Raw genomic sequence first — 20,343 nt, forward strand, 5'->3', positions numbered from 1 at the left:
AAGCCGAGCTTCAGGCGCGCATGTGCGCTTTCGTCCCATGCGGCGACGCGAACAGCCGCCCTACCCCGCCGCGCGGGCCGGGGTGCGGATGCACTGGGTCAGCGCCAGCGACAGCACGCCGAGGCCAATGCCGATGAAAAACGGGATCCGATAGTCGAACATCCACAGCAGCCCGCCGAGCACCGGCATGAGCACGGCCGCGATGTGGTTGATGGTGAAGCCCATGGCCATGCCCGAGGCGATGTCCTCGGGGGCGGCGATCTTCTGGTAGTAGGTGCGCACGCCGACGTTGAAGTTGAAGAGCAGAAAATCGAGCACGTACATGCAGCCGGCAACGAGTGGGGACTCGGTGTAGGCGTAGGTGAGAAACACCAGGATCATGCCGGCGTACTCGATGGAAAGCAGCTGGCGCTCGCCGAAACGGTTGATGGCCCGGCCGATCATGGGGTTGAGGAAATAGTTGATGACGTTGTTGACGACGAAGAGAACGGTGATGGACTGGACGGTGAAATCGAATTTCTTGACCAGCAGGAACACGGCGAACACCATGAAGATCTGCCGCCGCGAGCCTTCGAGAAAGGTGAGCATGTAGTAGAGCCAGTATTTCCGGCGCAGGTACATCTTCTTTTTCTGGGGCGGGCCGGCCGGGGTGCAGTCCTTGCGCGACAGCCCCCACAATCCGGCCAGGATGACGCAGACTCCGGCCACGGCGAAAATTTCGGTGTAGCCCATGGCGTCGGCCAGGAAATAGATGGCCACGCCGACCACGATGTTGCCGAGCGCCCCCAGGGACCGGATGCGCGAGAGCACCACCGGGGCCTCGAGGGTGTTGAAATGCTGGAGGGTGAGCGACTGGTTGAGCGGCTCGAAGGCGTGAAAGCCTGCGGACCAGATGAGCGTGGTGAGGCTCAGGCCCCAGAGGTTGGGGAAAAGGCCGGTCAGGGCGATGCCGACGCCGAGCACGACGATGGACAGGGCGGCGGCGCGCAGCTCGCAGAAAACGAGCAGCGCGTAGACGACGAGCATGGACAGAAAGCCCGGCACCTCGCGGATGGACTGGACAAGGCCGATCTGGTCGGCCCCGAGGTGGGCCGTTTCCACGGCGAAGTTGTTGATCAGCGTGCGCCAGGCCTGCAGCCCCGAGGTCGAGGCCACGGTCATGACGAGGAGAAAAAGCAGGATGTCCGCCCGCCCGCTGGCGCGAAGGGCCGTGCGGGTGAGCGCGTGTTCCGGCCGGGCCGGATCGTCGCGTGATTTCACGGGATGATGCTCGGTTTGTGGGCATCGAGCCACAGTTGCAGGACGAGCAGTGTCCAAAGTTTCTTGCGGTGGTCGGCCGCGCCGGTGGCGTGCTCGGCCACAAGGCGCGACACCTCCCTGGGGTTGAATATCCCCTGCTCGCGCAGGTGCTTTTCGCCAAGGAGCATATCCACCTGGGGCCGCAGCTGGCCGCGCAGCCAGGAGGCGACCGGGATGAGAAAACCCCGCTTGCCCCGGCCCAGGATTTCCTTGGGCAAAAGGCCGGCCACGGCTTTCTTGAGCAGGTATTTCCGCTTGGTTCCCCGCAGCTTGTAGCGCGAAGGCAGGCGGCAGACGAACTCGGCCACGTCACGGTCGAGAAAGGGCGCGCGCGCCTCCAGGGAATGCATCATGGAGCAGCGGTCCACCTTCACCAGGATGTAGTCGAGCATGTACTGGCGGGCGAAGGCGTAGCCGACCCGGGCCAGCGGGTCCTTGGCCGGATAGGCGTCGAAAAGGGCCTTGGTCGGCGCGAAAAGAGCCGCCGGGTCGAGCAGGCCGGCCGGCGGGTCGCGCCACAGGTTCGCCTGGGCCTCGGCGCTGAAGGCCGAAAGCCAGGTCTGGACGCGCAGCCACTGGGGCGCCCTGGCCCCGGCCAGAAAGGTGTCGGCCACGAAGCGCGGGTTCACGTAGCCGGCCGATTGCGGCAGCAGTCTGGTGAGCGGCTCGATGAGGCGCTTGCGGGCGAAAGACGGCAGCCGGTCGTAGGCCGCGGCCAGGTTGAAGGCCGGGAAATACTCGTAGCCGTAGAAAAGCTCGTCCGGGCCGTCGCCGCCAAGGGCGACCGTCACGTTTTCGCGGGTCACCTGGGAGAGCAAGTAGGTGGGCACGATGGACGGGTCGGCCATGGGTTCGTCGAAGCGCGCGACGATCTCGGGCAAAAGCGAACCGCAGGCGTCGGCTGACAGGATGCGTTCGTGGTGGTCGGTGGCGAAACGCGAGGCCACAAGCCGGGCGTAGCGCGACTCGTCGTAGGAAGCCTCGGTGAAGCCGATGCTGAAGGTCTTGATGCGCGAGACCATGCCGGCGGTCAGCGCCGCCACGGTGGAGGAATCCACCCCGCCGGAGAGAAACACCCCGAGCGGCACGTCGGCCACCAGCCGGCGCTTGACGGCCTGGGCCAGAAGCAGGCGCAGTTCGGCGCACAGGTCCTCTTCCGAGGCCTTGGGCTCGGGCCCGGGCAGGGGCATGTCCCAGTAGGAATCGGTCGTCAGCTTGCCGTCCCTAAAAAGCAGATAATGGCCGGGCTTCAGCTTGAAGACGTCCTTGTAGATGGTCTCCGGGGTCGGGACGTACTCGTAGGCGGCAAAGCGCAAAAGCGCCGCGACCGGCGTCTCCAGGCGCAGGAAGGGCAGTTTGGCCAGGGCGGAAAGCTCCGAGCCGAAGGCCAGGATGCCGTTTTGCAGAGTATAATAGAAGGGCTTTTTGCCGAAGCGGTCCCGAGCGGCGAAAAGCGTGCGGCTGGCCTTGTCCCAAAGGGCGAAGGCGAACATGCCCTCCAGGGCGTCCAGACCGGCCGGGCCGTCCAGCAGCCAGGCGGCCAGGATGACCTCGGTGTCGCTTTGGGTGCGAAAGTGGAAGCCGCGACCGGCGTAACGGGCTTTCAGTTCCCGGTAGTTGTAGATCTCGCCGTTGAAGGTGACCACCGCCCGGCCGTCCGCGTCCTCCATGGGCTGGGAGCCGGCGGCCAGGTCGATGATGGAAAGCCGTCTGTGCCCCAGGGCGCACGGACCTTCGAGCAAAAGCCCTTCCCCGTCCGGGCCGCGATGGGCCAGAGCCCCGGTGGCCGCGGACAGCCAGGACAGCCGTTCGGCTTCTGACGGCTCGCCGCCCCCGCCCGGCCAGACGAAACCGGCGATGCCGCACATGGCTCAGTCCCGTCCGTTTCCGGTCGTCCTGGCGAAAAAGTCCAGCACGGACCGGGTATTGGTTTCAGGGTCGAACATGGCGGCCACCCGCTTCCTGCCGGCTTCGGCCATGGCCACGGCGCGGTCGCGGTCGGCGGCCAGGGCCATTATGGCGTCGGCCAACGCCCCGGGGTCGCGCTGCCCCACGAGCCGGCCGGTCACGCCGTCCTCCACCACTTCCGGGATGCCGCACACGTCTGTCGCCACCACGGGCAGCTGGTGGGCCAGGGCCTCCATGATGACGTTGGGGATGCCGTCGCGGTCGCCCGAGGGGTGCACCACGCTCGGCATGACGAAGATATCGCTTGCGGCATAAAGCTCGCCCATGCGGTCGTGGCTGACGAAGCCGGGCAGAAAGACCCGGGCCCGCAGGCCGTGGATGCGCACCCGGCGGCGGATGACGGCCGTGGGCAAGGGCAGGCCCGCGCCGACCAGGGTCAGCTGGAAGGGAAAGCCCCGCCGGGACAGCACGGCGCAGGCGTCGATGAGGACCTCGAAGCCCTTGGTGCGGCAAAAGCGTCCCACGGCCAGCAGCCGGTACGGCGGCTCCATGTGGACCGGGGACACGGATTTCCCGCCCAGGGTCAGGCTGTTGTAAATCTGGCTGATCTTGCCGGCCGCCTCCGGGAGGATGGAGGCGAGGTAGGGGATGTTGGCCTTGTTGTTGGTGAGGATGGCGCGGGCGGCGCGCATCTTCTCGGCCAAGGCCCCGTCCTGGGGATAGATGTCCCCGGCCCGGGCGGAGAAGGAAAAGGGAATGCCGGAAAGCCTCGAGGCCACCCAGGCGGCCGTGGCCGGGCCGTTGGCCCAGCCGGCGTGGATGCGCTCGATGCCGGCCTCCAGAAACATCCGGGCCAGGCTGAAGCCGGCGCACATGGCCCAGACGTTCTCGCCGGCCACCTCCAAGCAACTCCAGCGCCGCCAGGGAATGCCGGCAAGGATGCGGGCGGTTTCAACGGGACGCCTGACGGCCCACCAGGCCATATCGGTCAGGATGCGCGGCACGGCGCGAAGGCCCAGCCGCGTGACGCTCGGGGAGACCCGGCGCATGTCGGACGACAGGTGCTTGGCCGCCTCGCCGTAAAGGGCGTAGACGGAAAACGGCATGCCGGCTGCCTTGGCGTTTTCCACCTCCCGGAAGATGAACGTCTCGGAGGGCAGCGGATACCACAGCAGGATATAGGCGGTCTTGGGAAGGCTCAATAGTATTGCTCGCCGGATGCGGGGCTTGGCGTTTCGGGATGCAGGCGGCTTTGTAGTCCAGGGAGCGGTGGCCTGTAAAGTCGGACCCTTTCTCCGGCCAAAGGCTTGCGCCGCAGCCGTGATGCGGCTAAGCATACCCTTGGGGCCTGCCGCGTATCGCGAGCCCACCGGCGGTAGGGACAAGGCAGCGTTTTTTCTCGGCATAAACGGGCAAACGGCTTTTCGAGGTCGCCATGGCGCAAACCAACATCCTCCTGGAATCGGGCACCAACGAGCTCGAGATCATCGAATTCTACATCGATGAAGCCCCCGAACCCGGGGTCAAGCCATACCGGGCCTACTACGGCGTCAACGTGGCCAAGGTACTGGAGATCATCCGCCTGCCCAAGGTCACGGGCATGCCGCAGACCCCGCATCCGTGCGTGATCGGCACGTTCAACCTGCGCTCCCGGGTCATTCCGCTCATCGACCTCAGCATGTGGCTCGGCAAGCCCATGGCCCGCGACGAGAACACCAAGGTCATCGTTTCGGAGTTCAACAAGGTCATCAACGCCTTCATGGTCTCCGGGGTCACGCGCATCCACCGCCTCAGCTGGTCCGAGGTGGAACCGCCCTCGGGCTACGTCTCCACCTTCGCGGCCAACAATTTCACCGGCGTGGTGAAATTCGACGACCATATCGTGCTGCTGCTCGACATGGAGCAGATCATCTGGGACCTAAATCCCGCCCTGGCCATGAAGACCGAACGGCAAAAGGCCGAAGCATCGATCCCGGAGCCCGAGCGCTCCGCCTACAAGACCCTGGTCGTGGACGACTCCAACTCCATCCGGCGGCTGATCGCCACCTATCTGGAGAAGGACGGTTTTGAGGTCATCCAGGACATCAACGGGCAGAACGCCTGGAACAGGCTGATGGGTTGGAAGGCCGAAGACGCCAAGGGCACGCCGCTTACCAGCAACGTCAACCTTGTCGTCACGGACATCGAGATGCCGTCCATGGACGGCCATACCCTGTGCAAGCAGATCAAGGACGACCCGGTGCTCAAGCAGCTGCCGGTGGTGCTTTTTTCGTCGCTTATCAACGACCAGCTCTACCACAAGGGGCTTTCGGTCGGGGCCGACGACCAGGTGACCAAGCCCGAGGTCGGAACCCTGGCGGAGCGGGCGCGCAAGCTCATCGAAGAGCGCCGTTAGGGCCGCCCCAGGCGGCAAAGGCGGCGCGTAGCGCCAGTTACAACCCGACGTTTCTTCGAAGCGCGCCGCCGGCCGGGCATCCGTCCGGAAACCTCCTGCGGCCGTGCGGCGTCGCCGCCGCTTTTTCAAGCAAACGCCATGGGGAAGCCGCTTCCGTTCCCCCATCATAAGAGGATTCCCGGGAACGCGTCCCGCGCCGAGGCGCCGCTGCCGCTTCGAAGCCGCCCGGGCGCAACCATGGAGAGGAAGGCGTATCCATGCGGATGTTGCTCGTTGTCCGCGAATGTCGGGCCAGGGAACGGTTTGTCGCGGCGCTGTCGGCGCTTGGAGCCGAATGCGACGTGGCGGCCAGCGCGCGGGAGCTGCTTACGGCCATGCGCCATTGCCGGTACAACGGGGTGCTCTTCGACGTGCCGACCATTGTCCGGACCAAGGATTTCGACAGAAAGCTGCTCCATGCCCTGGCCGAAGTGTATCCGTCGGTGCGCCTGCGGCACGATCCGGCCACGGATGCGATTTTCGCCCTGGGCAGCGAATGCGGCCCCGGCTCCCGGGACGGGTTGTCGGTCTTCGTCGCCGCCTGCCGGGATTTCCTACCCCGGGGACTGCGCCGGGGGGAACGCGTGGACGCGGCCCTGCCGGCGGTGCTGTGGCGCGTCCCGCCCCGCCCCGGATGCGACGGGACGGGCGGCGAAAAAACCTGCACCACCAACATTTCCTCACTGGGCTGTTTCGTATTTTCGACCGCGCCCTGGGCCGTGGGCGATTCCGTCTGGGTGGAGTTCCCGGACATCGCGCGCGAGGCTGTACGAGCGAAAGTGGCCTGGCACGAGCCTTGGGGCTGCCGCCGGGCGATCCCCGGGGTGGGGCTGACTTTTCTGGAAATACCGGCGGCGCTTGGCGAGGAGCTTGTGCGACTGGGCTGCGATCCAACGGATTTCGAGGTTGCCTCGCCGCCGAAACGGCCTTAGGAAGTTTTTCGCGGAGGGATGGCCGAGCGGTTTAAGGCGGTGGTCTTGAAAACCACTGGCGGGGTGACCCGTCCGGGGGTTCGAATCCCTCTCCCTCCGCCAAGTCAGTACCAGCCAAGCAGGTAGCTACCTCAAAAAAAGAGGTCGCACCCTGCGACCCCAAAAAAGAAACTGCGACTTTCGCTGACAGGGTGATCGGTTGGGCCTCGGCAACCGGATCATAGGCGGCCTGCTTCTTCGGAGGTGGGCCGCTTTTCCATTTTCTTCCACGGAATTTTCCGCGTTTTTCCGCCGCGAACAATAGCCGAGAATATACTACCCGTAAAAACAGTTTGTTACAAAATGAAGCGACGCCAATTTTTCCACGCGGAAACAGAAAAATAACACAAACTTATTTTATATCAGTATGTTGGCCAGTTTCCATTTTTCCACAAAAAACGCGCTTTTTGTGCCCGCGAGGAGGTGCGGGGCAGTTCTCCCGCAAGGCAGTCATTCGTTGTGTGGAGAATCGTATCTATTCTTCCGAAGGAGGGAGTCCCTTTTTTCTCTCAGACTCCAATTTCTTGATACTCTTTTCCGGTGTCGGAAGATTCTCGGGCATCGTCCCGCCAAGTTCTTCTATTGTCTGGCGGACTTTTTCTCCAACAGCCCTATGTGTTTTGTTCGCAGCAATTTTCCCTTTAACCTTATCCCTCCGTAATTTTTCTTCTGCTTGAGTTGCTCTAAAAAGGTTAGCGGCCAATTCAGTGCTTCCCATATGGTCAAGTATTTTTTGATTCTTTTTAAGGCCTTTTCGTGCATGAATGTCTTTTGCACCAAGGCCGCCATATAGGCCTCTATATCCGTGATCCTGAAAAATAGCATAATCGAGTGGTGTTTGTACCCCAGCCTTCTTTGCCTCTGCGACGAGAGCTTTATTGTGAACGGCTATGTCCCCACGAAGTACTAGCCGTCGCTCGTCTTCAGATAGGCTTTCAAAAGATTTACCATCTCCAATTTCTTGCCGTCTTGTCTGAATAGCAAAATATGTTTGTCCTAAAGCGATAACGGGCTTTGTTGGGTCACCGTTTTGCACGATCAAATAACAAGCATACCTAGACAATTTGAAGTCTTGAACTTCTCTGGTGGCTCCTGATCCAAGTTTGACCATTGTGGTGACTTCACCGAAATGGTCCCCCGAATCTTGGCCAGAATTTTCGCACGCAATCTTCGCTTTTTCAATTACTTGAAAAAAATTACGCAGATCTTGATATTGCAATACTGGTCCGAGCTCCCTTGCGAGCCAGTATTCATTTCCCCCGTTATCTGCATGCCTAATATCCTCAAATGTTTCATGATGTGTACGCTCGATCTCATCTGGGCTCATTCGTCACTCCCCCCTCGAATGTGGGTATTCGAAAAGTATGCGGTCGGTTATGCCAACCTTGCGATGGCATGGCAACGGCAATCAGACCAGCAACCGAGGCCCGTAGCGCCCCGTTTTCGCCTCCTGGCAGCATGTCAGGAAAGGGCCATGGGCCGGGCTTCCGTCGCCCCCGCGGGCGGAAACAACCTCATCGACGGGGAGCGGACAGGGAATGCCCGGCAGGAGGGAGAAGGCCTTCCCCTTGCTGTGGAGACTCCGGGGCCTCGACTGGACGGACCGCTAGCCACGATGATAGGCAAAGGGGGAACAGGGGGACAAGCGACCGGATAACTTTCCGGATAACTGAAAATTTCCGAACACAATTTTTCCCTTGGAATCAACATCTTATGACTTCAATGTAAAGTCCTCTCCCTCATCCCTTGTGGGACTTTCCTCCTACCTGCTTGCCGCCTCGATCCTGTCCGCCACATGGCGGGCAAAGGGGATGGAGCAGGTAAAGGCCGGCGACACGGCGTTTAAGACATGCAGTGAGCGGGCGTCGCCCTCGATGACGAAATCCATGACCAGCTTGCGCCTTGCCGCGTCCACGAGCTGGGCCCGGATGCCCGGCCGGCCCCATTTGCGGTAATCCGAAACCCGCACGCCCGTGGCCAGCTCCCCGGCCAGCCCGACGATATAGGGCCGGAACTGCTTGCGCAGCTCCTCGGCCGCCAACCGGCGAAAATCGAAATCCGCCCCGGCGAAAAGCGACAGCTCGCGCCCCACTATCTCCCGGCACTCGCCAAAATCGAAATTGGACAACCAGCCGTACTGCTCCCGCCAGAAACAGGGGATGGCCGTGGGGCCGATTTTCACCTTGCCGTCCACGGTCAGCGTGAAATGCACGCCCAAAAAAGGATTGGCCAGGTTGGGCACGGGGTAGATGTGGGTGGCCAGCGGCGGCGCATCCGGCGCGGCATAGAGGTAAAGCCCCTTGAAGGGCAGCAGGTGGTAGTTTCGGGAAAAGCCGAAATCCTTGGCGATGGTGTCGGCATGCAGCCCGGCGGCGTTGACGACATAGCCGGGGGCATAGGTGGCCGCGCTCGTGCGCACGTCGCAGCCGGAGCGTCCCAGGTAGCGCACGCCGGTTTCGATGGCCACCCCGGCCTCGCGCGCGGCGGCGGCCATGGCCCGAAGCACTTGCAAGGGGTCGATGGACGCCGTGGTCGGGGAAAAAAGCGCCGCCCCGCAGGTTTTGACCCGCGGCTCGATGGCCCGGGCCTCCCTGGAAGTGATGCGCGAAAGTTCCACCCCGTTTTGTTTGCCGCGCGCCAGCAGCGTGTCCAGGACCGGCACCTCGGCCTCGTTTTTGGCCACCACCAGCTTGCCGCAGGATCGTACCGGCAAGCCCCGCTCGGCGCAAAAGGCCTTGAGCGCCGCGTTGCCTTCCCGGGTGAACCGGGCCTTGAGGCTGTCGGCGGTATAATAGAAGCCGGCATGGATGACGCCGCTGTTGCGGCCGCTGGCATGGGCGCCGATGTCCGGCTCTTTTTCGAGGACCGTGACGGAAGCGCCGGGATGGCGCGCCGCCAGCTCGCGGGCGATGGAGATGCCGACGACGCCGGCGCCGATAACCAGGAAATCGGGGGTGGTGGAAGAAGGCATCATGCGAGGAACTCCGGGTGCGGAACAAAAAAAGGGCCCACGTCCTTGACCAACGGAGGCGAAAGACGGCCATGCGCCGGCGCGACGCGGCGCGACACCGCCTGCCTGTTGGCCCAAACGGGAGACCGCGTCAAGGCGCGTCCGGGCGTGCGGCCGAACGAGCGGAAACGGCGCGGCGCGGACGGTTGCCGCTAGGGGAAAAACGCACTATTGATCGCTATGATCATGCCCAAACCAAGCCAGGAATGCGAACTGCCGGGCAGAGCCCAAACCCTCTGCCCGGATGGACCGGAAGCGAAAACGGCGAACGGCGTCGCCTGGTCGGAGCACCGGGCCGCGCTGGCCGCCTGCCTCGACGGACTGGCCGTCACCGACCGCGACGGAGTTCCCTGCCCCCCGGACGAAGGCTTTCGCCGTTGGCTGGAAGCGGCGACCGCCGCGCGCCATGCCGGCGGCTGCGTTTTTCTCGTCGGCAACGGGGCCAGCGCCTCCATGGCCAGCCACTTCGCCACGGATCTGGCCAAAAACGGCTGCGTGCGCACCCAGGTCTTCACAGACCTTTCCCTGGTCACCGCCCTTGGCAACGACATCCGCTTCGAGGAGATCTACGCCGAGCCGTTGCGCTGGTACATGCGGCCCGGCGACATCCTGGTGGCCATCAGCAGTTCCGGCAATTCGCCCAATATCGTACGCGCCGTGGACGCCGCCCGGGAACTTGGCGGCTTCGTGGCCACGCTTTCGGGCTTTTCCCCGGGAAACGCCATCCGGCGGCGCGGCGACCTCAATTTCTACATCCCCGCCCCGACCTACGGCCTGGCCGAGACCGGGCACGCCTCCATCCTGCATCACTGGATGGACCTCATGGAATGCTGCCGCAAGCGTGAGGCGTCCGGGTAGCATGGCCGGCACGTTTGCGCCCGGCGCGCGAAAACGCTTTCCCAGGATGCGCCGGCGTCGTATGATGCCGCTTTCCGAATCCCCGCGCGGCGGCGATGACGCCACGCGGCGCGCTGTGTTTGGGAGGACCGGCCATGCCTGAGATATCGCTCGATTCCCGCATGGACCTCTTAAACGAATGCATCAATATAGGCCTTGGCCGCGCCGCCGAGGCATTAAACCGCATGTGCGACAGCCACGTGAAGCTCTCGGCCCCGGAAATCCGCATCATGAGCCGGCCAAGCCTCACCGCCGCCACCGCCGACCGTTGCCCGGCCATCTGCGAAGGCGTGTTCCTGCCGTTTTTCGGGTCCATGCGCGGCATGACCGCCCTGGCCTTCGCCCATGCCGACGCCGCCGCCCTGGTGACCGGGCTGACCGAAGCCATGGGCATCCCCGACCCTTCGCCGCAAATGCGCGAGGACACGCTCCGCGAAGTGGGCAACGTGGTGCTCGTCGGCGTGCTCGGGGCCATGGGCGCCATGCTCGGGCTGCACGTGAGCTACCAGCCCCTGTCCACGGCCAACAACCTGGGGCCGCTTCTGGCCGTGGCCGACGCGCTGTGCTCCGTGACCCTCTATGTGCGCGCCCATTTCGCCCTGGCCCGCTACCTGGCCACGGGCGACATCCTGGTGGTCATGGCCCAGGACGGCTTCGACGCCCTGACCACCGCCCTGGACGCAAAGATCCGGGAACAACTCGGGTAGGAGCGCCCTGTCATGCGCGTCGTCCTCATCTCCCCTTATCCCGACATCACCGCCTTCGGCGTGCGGGCCATCTCGTCGTTTTTGCGCCAAAACGGCGTGGCCACCCGGCTGGTGTTTCTGCCCGATCCCCTGGGCGACGCCCTGACCGACCAACCCGAGCGCTACCCGGCCCGCATCCTCGACGCCCTGGCCGATTTGTGCCGCGACGCCGACCTCGTCGGCATCTCCCTGATGACCAATTACATGGACAACGCCGTCCAGATCACCCGGTCCCTGCGCGCCCGCCTGATGGTCCCCGTCCTTTGGGGCGGGGTGCATCCCACCATCCGGCCCAGGGAATGCCTGGACACGGCGGACATGGTGTGCGTGGGCGACGGCGAGGAAGCCATTCTCGACGTCTGCCTAGCCCTTGAAACCGGCGGCCCGGTGACCGGCATCGCCAACATCTGGTCCAAGGGCCCGGACGGCGTCGTGGCCGAAAACCCGGTGCGGCCGCTGACCACCGATCTCGACGCCCTGCCCCCGCCGGACTGGTCCCACGAGGAGCATTATATCTGGGACGACCGGGCCGGCGGCATCGTGGCGCTCACCCCGGCCATCACCGAACGGTTCCTGGCCGGCGGCACGGTCTCGAAGATGCTCGGCCGGGTGGGCTACCAGACCATGACCGGCCGGGGCTGTCCCCACCGCTGCGCCTACTGCGTCAACGACGCCATCAAGTCCCTTTACGGAGCCAAGGGCTACCTGCGCTGGCGAAGCGTTTCCCACGTCATGGACGAGCTGGCCGAAGCCCGGCGCATCATGCCCTTCATCGGCTACGTCTGGATTTCCGACGACGCCTTTTTCGCCCGGCCCCTCGAGGAGATCCGGGATTTTTGCAAAGCCTGGAAGGAACGCGTCGCCCTGCCGTTCACCTGCCTCGGCAGCCCGGCCACCATCACCCGGGAAAAGATGGACGCCCTGGTCGACGCCGGCATGATCTACCTGCAAATGGGCGTGCAGACGGGTTCGCCGCGCATCCAGGAGCTTTTCAACCGCAAGGCCATGGGCAACGACAAGATGCTCGCCGCCATGCGCATCATCAACAGCTACAAGGACAGGCTCCTTCCCCCGAGCTACGACTTCATCCTGGACACGCCCTACGAGACCGTAAAGGACCGGCTGGATTCCATCCGGTTCATCGCCCGCATCCCCAAGCCCTTCCGGCTCCAGCCCTTTTCCCTGGTGCTCTACCCCGGCACCAAGCTCGCCGCCATGGCCGTGGCCGACGGCTACCTCACCGACGAGCGCAGTCAGGTCTACACCAAGAGCTACACCATGCGCCGGCCGGACTACGGCAATTTCCTGATCCTTCTGGCCAAGGGCGGCCGGTTTCCCTCCGGGCTGCTGGCCTTTTGCGCCCGGGACGGCGTGGCAAAAGTGTTCGGGTCCAAGCTTTTCAGGCCTTTTTGGGAGCTGGCCTTTGCCGTGGCCGGACCGGCCAAGCGGCTGGTCAAAAGACTGCTGGGGCGGCGGTGAGGGTCCTGCTCGTCCAGTCCTGGCTCGGCGGCGACGGCCCGCCGGTCTATCCGGTGGGGCTGGCCTGTCTGGCGGCGAGCCTGCCCGGCCATGCCGTGGCATGCTTCGACCCCAACGTGGCCGCCGAGCCCATGGCCGAACTGGCCGCGAAGGTGCGCGCATTCGCGCCGGACGTGGTCGGGGTATCGCTTCGCAACATCGACTCCACCAACACCCGGGTCAACGTCTCCTACCTGCCGCCCTTCGGGGCGGTGCTGGAGACGGTGCGCCGCGATTTCTCCGGCCCCCTCGTGGTCGGCGGCTCGGGCTTTTCCATGTTCGCCGCGCGCATCATGGAAACCCACCCGGCCATCGACTACGGCGTGTACCTGGAGGGCGAGCTTTCCTTCGCCGCCCTCATCGACGCCCTGGCCGCCGGGGAGCAAGGCGATCCCGCCGCCGTGCCCTCGGTCTATGTCCGCGATGCGGACGGCGCGGCGCGACTGACCTCCCCGGCGGCCCCGGGCGGGAAAGTCGACCTGGCCGGCCTGCCGGAGCCGGATTTTTCCGTGCTGCCGCTTGCCCCCTACGCCGCCGTGCCCTGGGGGGTGGGCGTCGAGACCAAGCGGGGCTGCGCCCTGTCCTGCCTCTACTGCCCCTACGGTTTTTTAAACGGCCGGGCCTACCGCAAGAAAGACCCCAAGCGCGTGGCCGAGTCGCTCTACCGCCTGGAGCACGAGCAGGGGCTTTCGCGCTTCACCTTTCTCGACTCGGTCTTCAACGTGCCGGCCGAGCACGCCAAAAATGTGATGCGGGCCATGATCGCGCGCGGAGTGGGGCTTTCCTGGTCGGCCTGGTTCACCGAGCGAGGGCTTGACCGCGAGTTTCTGGAACTGGCCCGCGACGCCGGCTGCGACACGGTCATCTTCTCCCCCGACGCCTACGGCGAGAGCGCGCTCAAAAAACTGGGCAAGGCCGTGACCGTGGCCGAGATCAACGCCGCCTACGGGCTCGTGCGCGACATGGGCTGCTTCGAGGTGAGCTACAACTTCTTCAAGAACCCGCCCGGCCAGACGCTTTTCGCGGCGGCCGGCATGCTGGCCTTCCTGTTTCGGGCCAAACGGCAAATGGGCCGGCGGGCGCACTTCGAGATCAACACCCTGCGCGTGGAGCCCCACACCGCCCTGGCCGAGTTGGCCGCGCGCGAAGGGCTCATCGAGCCCGGAGCCGACCTGCTGGCCCCGGTCACCTACAGCCAGCAAAAAACGCTCTACCTGGACAAATTCTTCAATCTCCTGCTGCGGGCCGCGGGAAAGTAGGCATGAAGGTTTCGGAAAGCCTGGGCCGCGATCTGCTGCGCCTTGTCGTCTGGTACCCGCTGCGCCTGGTGGTCGAGCGCTTGCCGCCCCGGACGGGGGTTGCCCTGCTGGCCCGCCTCGGCCGCCTCCATGCCGCCCTGGCGGGGAGGCGCGGCGGCCGGGCGGACAGGCTCAGGCGGGCCGCCGCCACGGTCGCGCCGACACTCGACGCGGCCGCAAGAGAAGCCCAGATGGTCGCCGCCTACGAGACGCACTACGTCAACCAGCTGTCCATCTTCGTCTTTCCCCGGCTGACCCGGGACAACCGGCCCTCGGTGCTCGCCATCGAGGGACGCGAGCATCTCGACACGGCGCTTTGCGCCGGACGGGGCGTGGTGCTGCCTATCGGCCATTTCGGCCCGACCCAGCTGCCGCTTACGGCGCTCGGGCTGTGCGGCTATCCCATGCTCCAGATCGGTTTTTTAAGCGACGCCGGGCTGTCGTTTATCGGCCGCCATGTGGCCTTCCGCCTGCGCCGCATCTACGAAGGCCGCATTCCGGCCGCCATCGTGCCGCCCGGCTCGGGCACCCGCCGGGCCCTGGAGCACCTGCGCGCCGGCGGCGTGGTCATGACCACGGCCGACGACGGCCCCGGGCAGCTCCCCTTCGGCCGGCACGCTGACTTCGATTTTCCGGGCGGCCGCATAAGCGCCCCCCTCGGACCGGCCAAACTGGCCCTGGCCACGGGCGCGGCCCTGTGCCCGGCGTTTCTCGGCCCGGGACAGGACGCTCCTTTCCGCCTCACCATCGAAGCGCCCTTGGAAGTTCCGGCCGTTTCGGATAAAAACGCGGCCGGTCGCGCCATGACCAAGGATTTTCTGGACCGCTATGCCGCCCGGGTCGCTGCCATGCCCGGCTGGTGGCACGGCCTGGAGGATCATGTGTTTTCCCTGGCGCAGCAACACGCACGGGACTGAGCCTCGCCCGCCAAGGAACCGCTATGGATGAACAACTGACCGTGTCCGTGGTCATCCCCGCCCACAACGAAGAGGGCAACATCCGGGACACGGTGGCGGGTTTGCGCCGGGTGCTGACGCGGGAAGCCATTCCCTACGAGCTGGTGCTGGTCAACGACAACAGCACCGACGGCACGGAGGGCGTTCTCGAAGCCCTGGCCGCGCAGGACGCCCACGTGACCATCGTGCGGCGCTCGCCGCCGCGCGGCTTCGGCCGGGCCGTGCGGGCCGGGCTGGAACAAGCCGGCGGGGACGTCATCGTCATCTGCATGGCCGACCAGTCCGACAACCCCGAGGACGTGGCCCGCTACTACCGCAAGATCGGGGAAGGCTACGACTGCGTCTACGGCTCGCGTTTCATCCGGGGCTCGCGCTGCTCGAATTACCCGAGGGTGAAGCTTGTGGCCAACAGGCTCGTCAACCACATGCTCCAGCTCCTTTTCTGGACGCGCTTCAACGACCTGACCAATTCCTTCAAGGCCTACCGTTCCGCCGTGATCCGCGACATCTGGCCGCTTAAAGCCTGCCATTTCAACATCACCATCGAGCTTTCGCTAAACGCCCTCATCCGCGACTACGCCATCGCCCAGGTCCCCATTTCCTGGCAGGGCCGCACCTGGGGCAACTCCAACCTGCATTTGAGCGAAATGGGCCGGCGCTATTTGAGCACCATGTTGCGGGCCTGGTTCGAAAAAAACCTCATCCTCGACGACCTGCTCGAGGAAAAGGTGGCCTGCCGGGCCAGGACCGCCGCCATGCGCGCGTCGCTGGAATCGCGGGTGGAAAAGCTGGAGCGTCGCCTGACGGAAGTCGAGGAGGAGAAAAACGGCGCGAAGGGAGAACCCCTTTCATAGGGGACAGCCCCTCGCGCGCCTTTGCCGGCGTTCACTTGGAAACGGGCTCCGTCATGCCGCTTCTCACGCCTTCGCTTGCCTTCACGCCGCGATCCTCCTACATTTTCGGAACATGGCGCATCTTGCAGGAGGCAGTTCCATGATCCTTATCACCGGCGCGGCCGGTTTCATCGGCTCCAATCTGGCCGCCGGCCTAAACGACCGGGGCCTGACCGACCTCGTCTTGTGCGATCGCCTGCGCCACGGCGAAAAATGGAAGAACATCAGGGCCCGGGAGTTCGACGACCTGATCGCGCCCGAGGCGTTGCCGGCCTGGCTTGCCGACCGGCGGGAGCGGCTTCGGGCCGTGTTCCACATGGGGGCCATCTCCGCGACCACCGTCACCGACGGCGACGCCGTGGCCCGGGAAAACCTGCGTTTTTCCATCGACCTCCTCGACTGGTGCGCCGCGGCCGGCGTGCCCTTCATCTACGCCTCTTCGGCCGCCACCTACGGCGACGGCTCCCAGGGCTTCGACGACCGCTTCACCCCCGAGGCGTTGGCCGAACTGACGCCGCTTAATCTCTACGCCTTCAGCAAGCATGCCTTCGACCGCATCGTCTGCCGCCGCAGGGTCGACGGCGGGCCCCTGCCGCCCCAGTGCGTCGGGCTCAAATTCTTCAACGTCTTCGGCCCCAACGAGTTCCACAAGGGCTCCATGCAAAGCGTGTTGACCAAGCTGTGGCCGACTATCGCCGGCGGCGGCACGGTCAAGCTCTTCAAGTCCCACCACCCGGACTACCCCGACGGCGGCCAGAAGCGCGACTTCGTCTCCGTGCGCGACGCCGAGCGGGTCATGCTCTGGCTGCTCGACCATCCCGAGGTCAGCGGGCTTTTCAACGTGGGCACGGGCACGGCCCGGACATTCAAGGATTTCATCAGCGCCGGATTCGCCGCCGCCGGACGCGCGCCGGCCATCGAATACGTGGACATGCCGCCGGAGATCCGCGACAAGTATCAGTATTTCACCGAGGCCCGCCTGGATCGGCTGCGCGCCGCCGGCTACGCCGAACCCATGACGCGCCTCGAAGAGGCCGTGACCGACTACGTCAGGGGCTATCTCTCCCGGGAAAACCCCTACCGCTAGTGGCGCGCTTCGGGAAAAACAGGTACGGTTTCGCGGATTGAAAAAGAAATCCGGACTGTTGCGCAACGACCGGACCTCGAGGGAATGACCACCGGCACACGAGCCGCAAACCGGAGACCGTAATGCTGGAAAGCCCCGACACGTATGCCCTCGCCGACCGTATCGCCCTGTGCGACAGCCTGGCGGACGCCCGGGTGCTGGTGGTCGGCGACCTCATGCTGGACCGCTTCGTGCGCGGCCGCGTCAGCCGCATCTCGCCCGAAGCCCCCATCCCCATCCTGGCCATCGAGGACGAGGCCGCCATGCCCGGCGGCGCCGGCAACGTGGCGCGAAACCTGCGCGCGCTGGACGTGCATGTCTCCTGCGCCGGGGTGGTCGGCGACGACCCGGCCGGCCGGGAACTGGAGGGGCTGCTGACCGATCTGACCGGCGGCAAGGCGCGGCTTGTGCCCGAACCCGGCCGGCGCACCGCGGTCAAGACGCGCTACGTGTCCGGTTCGCACCATCTGCTGCGCACCGATTTCGAAACCGTGGCCCCGGTGACGGCCGCAAGCGAAAAGGCGCTCGCCCAGGCGGTGATGGACCTCCTGCCCGGGGCGGCGGCCGTTGTGGTGTCGGATTACGGCAAGGGCGGCGTGACGCCGGGGCTGCTGGCCACGCTCATTGCCGAGGCCGCCCGGCGCGAAATCCCGGTTGTGGTCGACCCCAAGGGGCTGGATTTCGCCCGGTACCGGGGGGCCAGCGTCATCACCCCCAACCGGGCGGAACTGGCGGCCGCGACCCGCGTGACGCTCCAAAACGACGCCCAGTACGCCCGCGTCGCCCGGACGCTCATCCTGACCCACGGCTTCGGCGCGGTCTGCGTCACCCGCAGCGAGGAGGGCTTAAGCCTCTACCCCGCCCACGGGCCGGCCACCCACATCCGGGCCGCCGGCCGGGAGGTCTACGACGTCTCGGGCGCGGGGGACACCGTGGCCGCCATCCTGGCCGCCGGAATCGCCGTGGGCGCGCCCCTCGGGCTGGCCGCCGCCCTGGCCAACATCGGCGCCGGCATCGTGGTCGGCAAGGTGGGCACGGCCGTGGCCCATCCCGACGAGCTTCGCCTGGCCGTGCTGCGCCAATCCGGCGAGGACGCCGGCCAAAAGGAACTTTCCCGCGAACGCGCGGCCGAGATGGCCGACCTGTGGCGGCGGCTGGGCCTTACCGTGGGCTTCACCAACGGCTGCTTCGACCTGCTCCATCCCGGCCATGCCGCCATGCTCGACGGCGCGCGCCGGGAATGCGACCGGCTCATCGTGGGGCTCAATTCCGACGCGTCGGTGCGCCGGCTCAAGGGCCCCACCCGCCCCGTCCAGGACGAGGCGGCCCGGGCGCGCATGCTGGCCTCGCTGGCCTCGGTGGACGCGGTGGTCATTTTCGACGAGGACACGCCGCTCGAACTCATCAAGGCCGTGCGGCCGGACATGCTGGCCAAGGGCGGGGATTATACCCTTGAAACCGTGGTCGGGGCCGATGTCGTCACGGGCTACGGCGGTCGGGTGGTGCTCGTGCCCCTGACCCCGGACCGCAGCACCACCGGCCTTATCCGCCGCATCTCGGACTCCTCCCGAAACGACCCCGGCTAGGCGGTCGCCCGAACAACCCCAAGCCCGGAGAACGCCCGGGACACGGCTTTTCACGGATGCCCCATGCCCACACTGACGCTTTTCTCCCCCACCCCGCCGGACCTGTCCGCTTTCGGCGTCAGGAGCCTGCAAGCCAGTCTCAAGGCCGCCGGCCACACCGTGCGCCTCGTCCTTTTTCCGGGAAGCATCGGCCTGCTCCAGGAGGACGGCTCCTTCGTCTACCGCTACCCGGACCATATCGTGGACGCGGCCCTTGAACTGGCCGCCGGGTCGGACCTGGTCGGGGTATCGTTTTTCACCAACTACTTCGACCGGGCCGCGCAGCTCACCACAGCCGTGAAGGATCGCCTGGGGCTGCCGGTCATCTGGGGCGGCATCCACGCCACCATCCGGCCCGAAGAGGCCCTCGGCCACGCGGATTTCGTCTGTCGCGGCGAAGGCGAAACCGCCCTGGACGAACTGCTCGGGGCCTTGGCTTCGGGCCGGGCCGCCGACGCCATCCCCGGGGTGTGGACCCGGCGGGACGGGCGCATCGTAGACAACGGCCTGCGCCCGCTCATTGCCGACCTCGATGCGCTGCCCTTTTTCGATTTCACGGGCGTTGACCAGTATGTACACGCGCCCGAGGCCGACCGCATCATACCCCTTTCCGCCGACGTCCTGGCCCATGCCCTGCCCCGGGTGCCCTATCGGCACGGCCGGCTCCTTTGCGTCTACCGCACCATGACCGACCGGGGCTGCCCGCACGGCTGCGCCTATTGCAACGTGCCCACGGTCAAAACGCTTTTTGCCGGCGGCGGCACGCCCTATTTCCGCAACAGAAGCGTGGACCACGTCATGGCCGAACTGCGGGAGATCACGGCCCGCTACCCTTTCATCGAGGGCATCCAGCTTTTCGACGACACCTTTTTCTCCCGCCGCATGGACTGGCTGGCGGCCTTTGCCGCCTCCTACAAAAAGGACATCGGGCTGCCCCTTTTCTGCCAGGCTTCGCCCACGACCCTGTCCGCGGACAAACTCGACCTGCTCATCGACGCCGGGTTGTGCTATGTGGAAATGGGCATCCAGTCGGGCAGCCCCAAGATCAAACGACTCTTTCGCCGGTCCGAATCCGAGGACACGGTCCTGGCCGGGGCGCGGCTGCTCCATGAACGGCGGGGCAAGCTGCTGACGCCGGACTACCACGTCATCATCGACTCGCCCTGGGAGACCGAGGAGGACCTGCTTGAGACGGTGCGGCTCCTGGCCAAGCTCCCCAAACCGTTCGGCCTGGCCATCGCCAGCCTGGTCTATTTCCCGGAAACCGAGCTGTACCGGCTGGCCAAGGCCGAGGGACGCATCCACAACGAGGAAACGGAAATCTACCGCCGGCCGTTCTACATCCCCCCCCGGCGCAACTACCCGTCGTTTCTGCTCTATCTGCTCACCTTCCAGCATATCCCGGGCTGGGTGTACGCGGCGCTGCTCTCGCCTGGCCTGACGGCCTTTTTCTCCAGACACAACCCGACCTGGCTCTACAAACTCGCCTATGTGGCCGGCGAAGGTCTGCGGCTTGCGGCCAAGGGCCTCGCGGCGCTTGCCGGCGGCGACATCGCCCGCATCACCGGCTATTTCAAACGCCTCGTCCTGCACGATCCCGTGGTCGCCGGCAGGAAGGGGTAAATTTTGGGGGGGAGATGTGGAAGAAGTGCGAGAGGGGGA

At 65.4% G+C, this 20,343-nt stretch carries 16 protein-coding genes and 1 tRNA gene; 12 read left to right on the forward strand and 5 right to left on the reverse strand.

The window, feature by feature from the left end; translation table 11 throughout:
- Window positions 1-60 precede the first annotated feature (60 nt).
- Genes DESFRDRAFT_RS12940 through DESFRDRAFT_RS12950 form a run of 3 tightly spaced genes read right to left on the reverse strand, consistent with a single transcriptional unit; the run spans window position 61 to window position 4,409 of the window.
- Window positions 61-1,260 carry an MFS transporter gene (locus tag DESFRDRAFT_RS12940; RefSeq protein ID WP_005994565.1) on the reverse strand — a complete coding sequence of 400 codons (1,200 nt, stop codon included), beginning with the start codon at window positions 1,258-1,260 and terminating at the stop codon, window positions 61-63.
- Entirely contained in the window at window positions 1,257-3,167 is a 1,911-nt protein-coding gene (gene asnB / locus DESFRDRAFT_RS12945) for an asparagine synthase (glutamine-hydrolyzing) (RefSeq protein WP_005994566.1), read from the reverse strand. Before asnB ends, DESFRDRAFT_RS12940 begins: the two co-directional genes overlap by 4 nt.
- 3 nt (window positions 3,168-3,170) lie before the next feature.
- The gene (locus DESFRDRAFT_RS12950; RefSeq protein ID WP_005994567.1) at window positions 3,171-4,409 is read right to left on the reverse strand and encodes a glycosyltransferase family 4 protein; all 1,239 of its coding nucleotides are present in this window, start codon (window positions 4,407-4,409) and stop codon (window positions 3,171-3,173) included.
- A gap of 233 nt (window positions 4,410-4,642) precedes the next feature.
- Between DESFRDRAFT_RS12950 and DESFRDRAFT_RS12955 the strand changes: the two genes are divergently transcribed.
- The 3 genes from DESFRDRAFT_RS12955 to DESFRDRAFT_RS12965 all read left to right on the forward strand — a co-directional run bounded on the left by DESFRDRAFT_RS12955 (window position 4,643) and on the right by DESFRDRAFT_RS12965 (window position 6,675).
- Window positions 4,643-5,602 (forward strand): chemotaxis protein, encoded by a 960-nt coding sequence (locus DESFRDRAFT_RS12955; protein ID WP_005994568.1) that lies wholly within the window; start codon window positions 4,643-4,645, stop codon window positions 5,600-5,602.
- A gap of 257 nt (window positions 5,603-5,859) precedes the next feature.
- Window positions 5,860-6,573, forward strand: coding sequence for a PilZ domain-containing protein (locus DESFRDRAFT_RS12960; protein ID WP_005994569.1), 714 nt, complete (start codon window positions 5,860-5,862; stop codon window positions 6,571-6,573).
- 12 nt (window positions 6,574-6,585) lie between these two features.
- Window positions 6,586-6,675 (forward strand) — tRNA-Ser (locus tag DESFRDRAFT_RS12965).
- Window positions 6,676-7,087: 412 nt separating this feature from the next.
- Here DESFRDRAFT_RS12965 and dinD read toward each other — a convergent pair.
- Both dinD and lhgO read right to left on the reverse strand, forming a co-directional pair.
- The gene (gene dinD / locus DESFRDRAFT_RS21475; RefSeq protein WP_005994570.1) at window positions 7,088-7,939 is read right to left on the reverse strand and encodes a DNA damage-inducible protein D; all 852 of its coding nucleotides are present in this window, start codon (window positions 7,937-7,939) and stop codon (window positions 7,088-7,090) included.
- A 435-nt stretch (window positions 7,940-8,374) separates the two neighbouring features.
- Entirely contained in the window at window positions 8,375-9,586 is a 1,212-nt protein-coding gene (gene lhgO / locus DESFRDRAFT_RS12975; protein WP_005994571.1) for an L-2-hydroxyglutarate oxidase, read from the reverse strand.
- 216 nt (window positions 9,587-9,802) lie between these two features.
- Between lhgO and DESFRDRAFT_RS12980 the strand changes: the two genes are divergently transcribed.
- From DESFRDRAFT_RS12980 to DESFRDRAFT_RS13020, 9 genes are all read left to right on the forward strand, one after another.
- A complete protein-coding gene (locus DESFRDRAFT_RS12980; RefSeq protein WP_005994572.1) occupies window positions 9,803-10,480 on the forward strand; it encodes an SIS domain-containing protein in 678 nt (225 codons plus the stop codon).
- 134 nt (window positions 10,481-10,614) lie between these two features.
- Window positions 10,615-11,226, forward strand: a complete 612-nt coding sequence (locus tag DESFRDRAFT_RS12985; RefSeq protein WP_005994573.1) for a hypothetical protein — start codon at window positions 10,615-10,617, stop codon at window positions 11,224-11,226.
- 12 nt (window positions 11,227-11,238) lie between these two features.
- The gene (locus DESFRDRAFT_RS12990; protein WP_005994574.1) at window positions 11,239-12,744 is read left to right on the forward strand and encodes a B12-binding domain-containing radical SAM protein; all 1,506 of its coding nucleotides are present in this window, start codon (window positions 11,239-11,241) and stop codon (window positions 12,742-12,744) included.
- Entirely contained in the window at window positions 12,741-14,042 is a 1,302-nt protein-coding gene (locus DESFRDRAFT_RS12995; RefSeq protein ID WP_005994575.1) for a B12-binding domain-containing radical SAM protein, read from the forward strand. The genes DESFRDRAFT_RS12990 and DESFRDRAFT_RS12995 overlap by 4 nt, the downstream gene beginning before the upstream one ends.
- Before the next feature lie 2 nt (window positions 14,043-14,044).
- Window positions 14,045-14,998, forward strand: coding sequence for a lysophospholipid acyltransferase family protein (locus DESFRDRAFT_RS13000; RefSeq protein WP_005994576.1), 954 nt, complete (start codon window positions 14,045-14,047; stop codon window positions 14,996-14,998).
- Window positions 14,999-15,021: 23 nt separating this feature from the next.
- A complete protein-coding gene (locus tag DESFRDRAFT_RS13005) occupies window positions 15,022-15,891 on the forward strand; it encodes a glycosyltransferase family 2 protein (protein ID WP_005994577.1) in 870 nt (289 codons plus the stop codon).
- Window positions 15,892-16,030: 139 nt separating this feature from the next.
- On the forward strand, window positions 16,031-17,017 hold the full coding sequence (gene rfaD, locus DESFRDRAFT_RS13010; RefSeq protein WP_005994578.1) for an ADP-glyceromanno-heptose 6-epimerase: 987 nt from the start codon (window positions 16,031-16,033) through the stop codon (window positions 17,015-17,017).
- A 122-nt stretch (window positions 17,018-17,139) separates the two neighbouring features.
- Window positions 17,140-18,642 (forward strand): D-glycero-beta-D-manno-heptose-7-phosphate kinase, encoded by a 1,503-nt coding sequence (gene rfaE1, locus DESFRDRAFT_RS13015; RefSeq protein ID WP_005994579.1) that lies wholly within the window; start codon window positions 17,140-17,142, stop codon window positions 18,640-18,642.
- Between the two features lie 63 nt (window positions 18,643-18,705).
- Window positions 18,706-20,304, forward strand: coding sequence for a B12-binding domain-containing radical SAM protein (locus DESFRDRAFT_RS13020; protein ID WP_005994581.1), 1,599 nt, complete (start codon window positions 18,706-18,708; stop codon window positions 20,302-20,304).
- Window positions 20,305-20,343: the final 39 nt, after the last annotated feature.

Origin of the sequence: Solidesulfovibrio fructosivorans JJ] (assembly GCF_000179555.1) — a bacterium.
In the GTDB taxonomy this organism is placed as follows: Bacteria; Desulfobacterota; Desulfovibrionia; order Desulfovibrionales; family Desulfovibrionaceae; genus Solidesulfovibrio; species Solidesulfovibrio fructosivorans.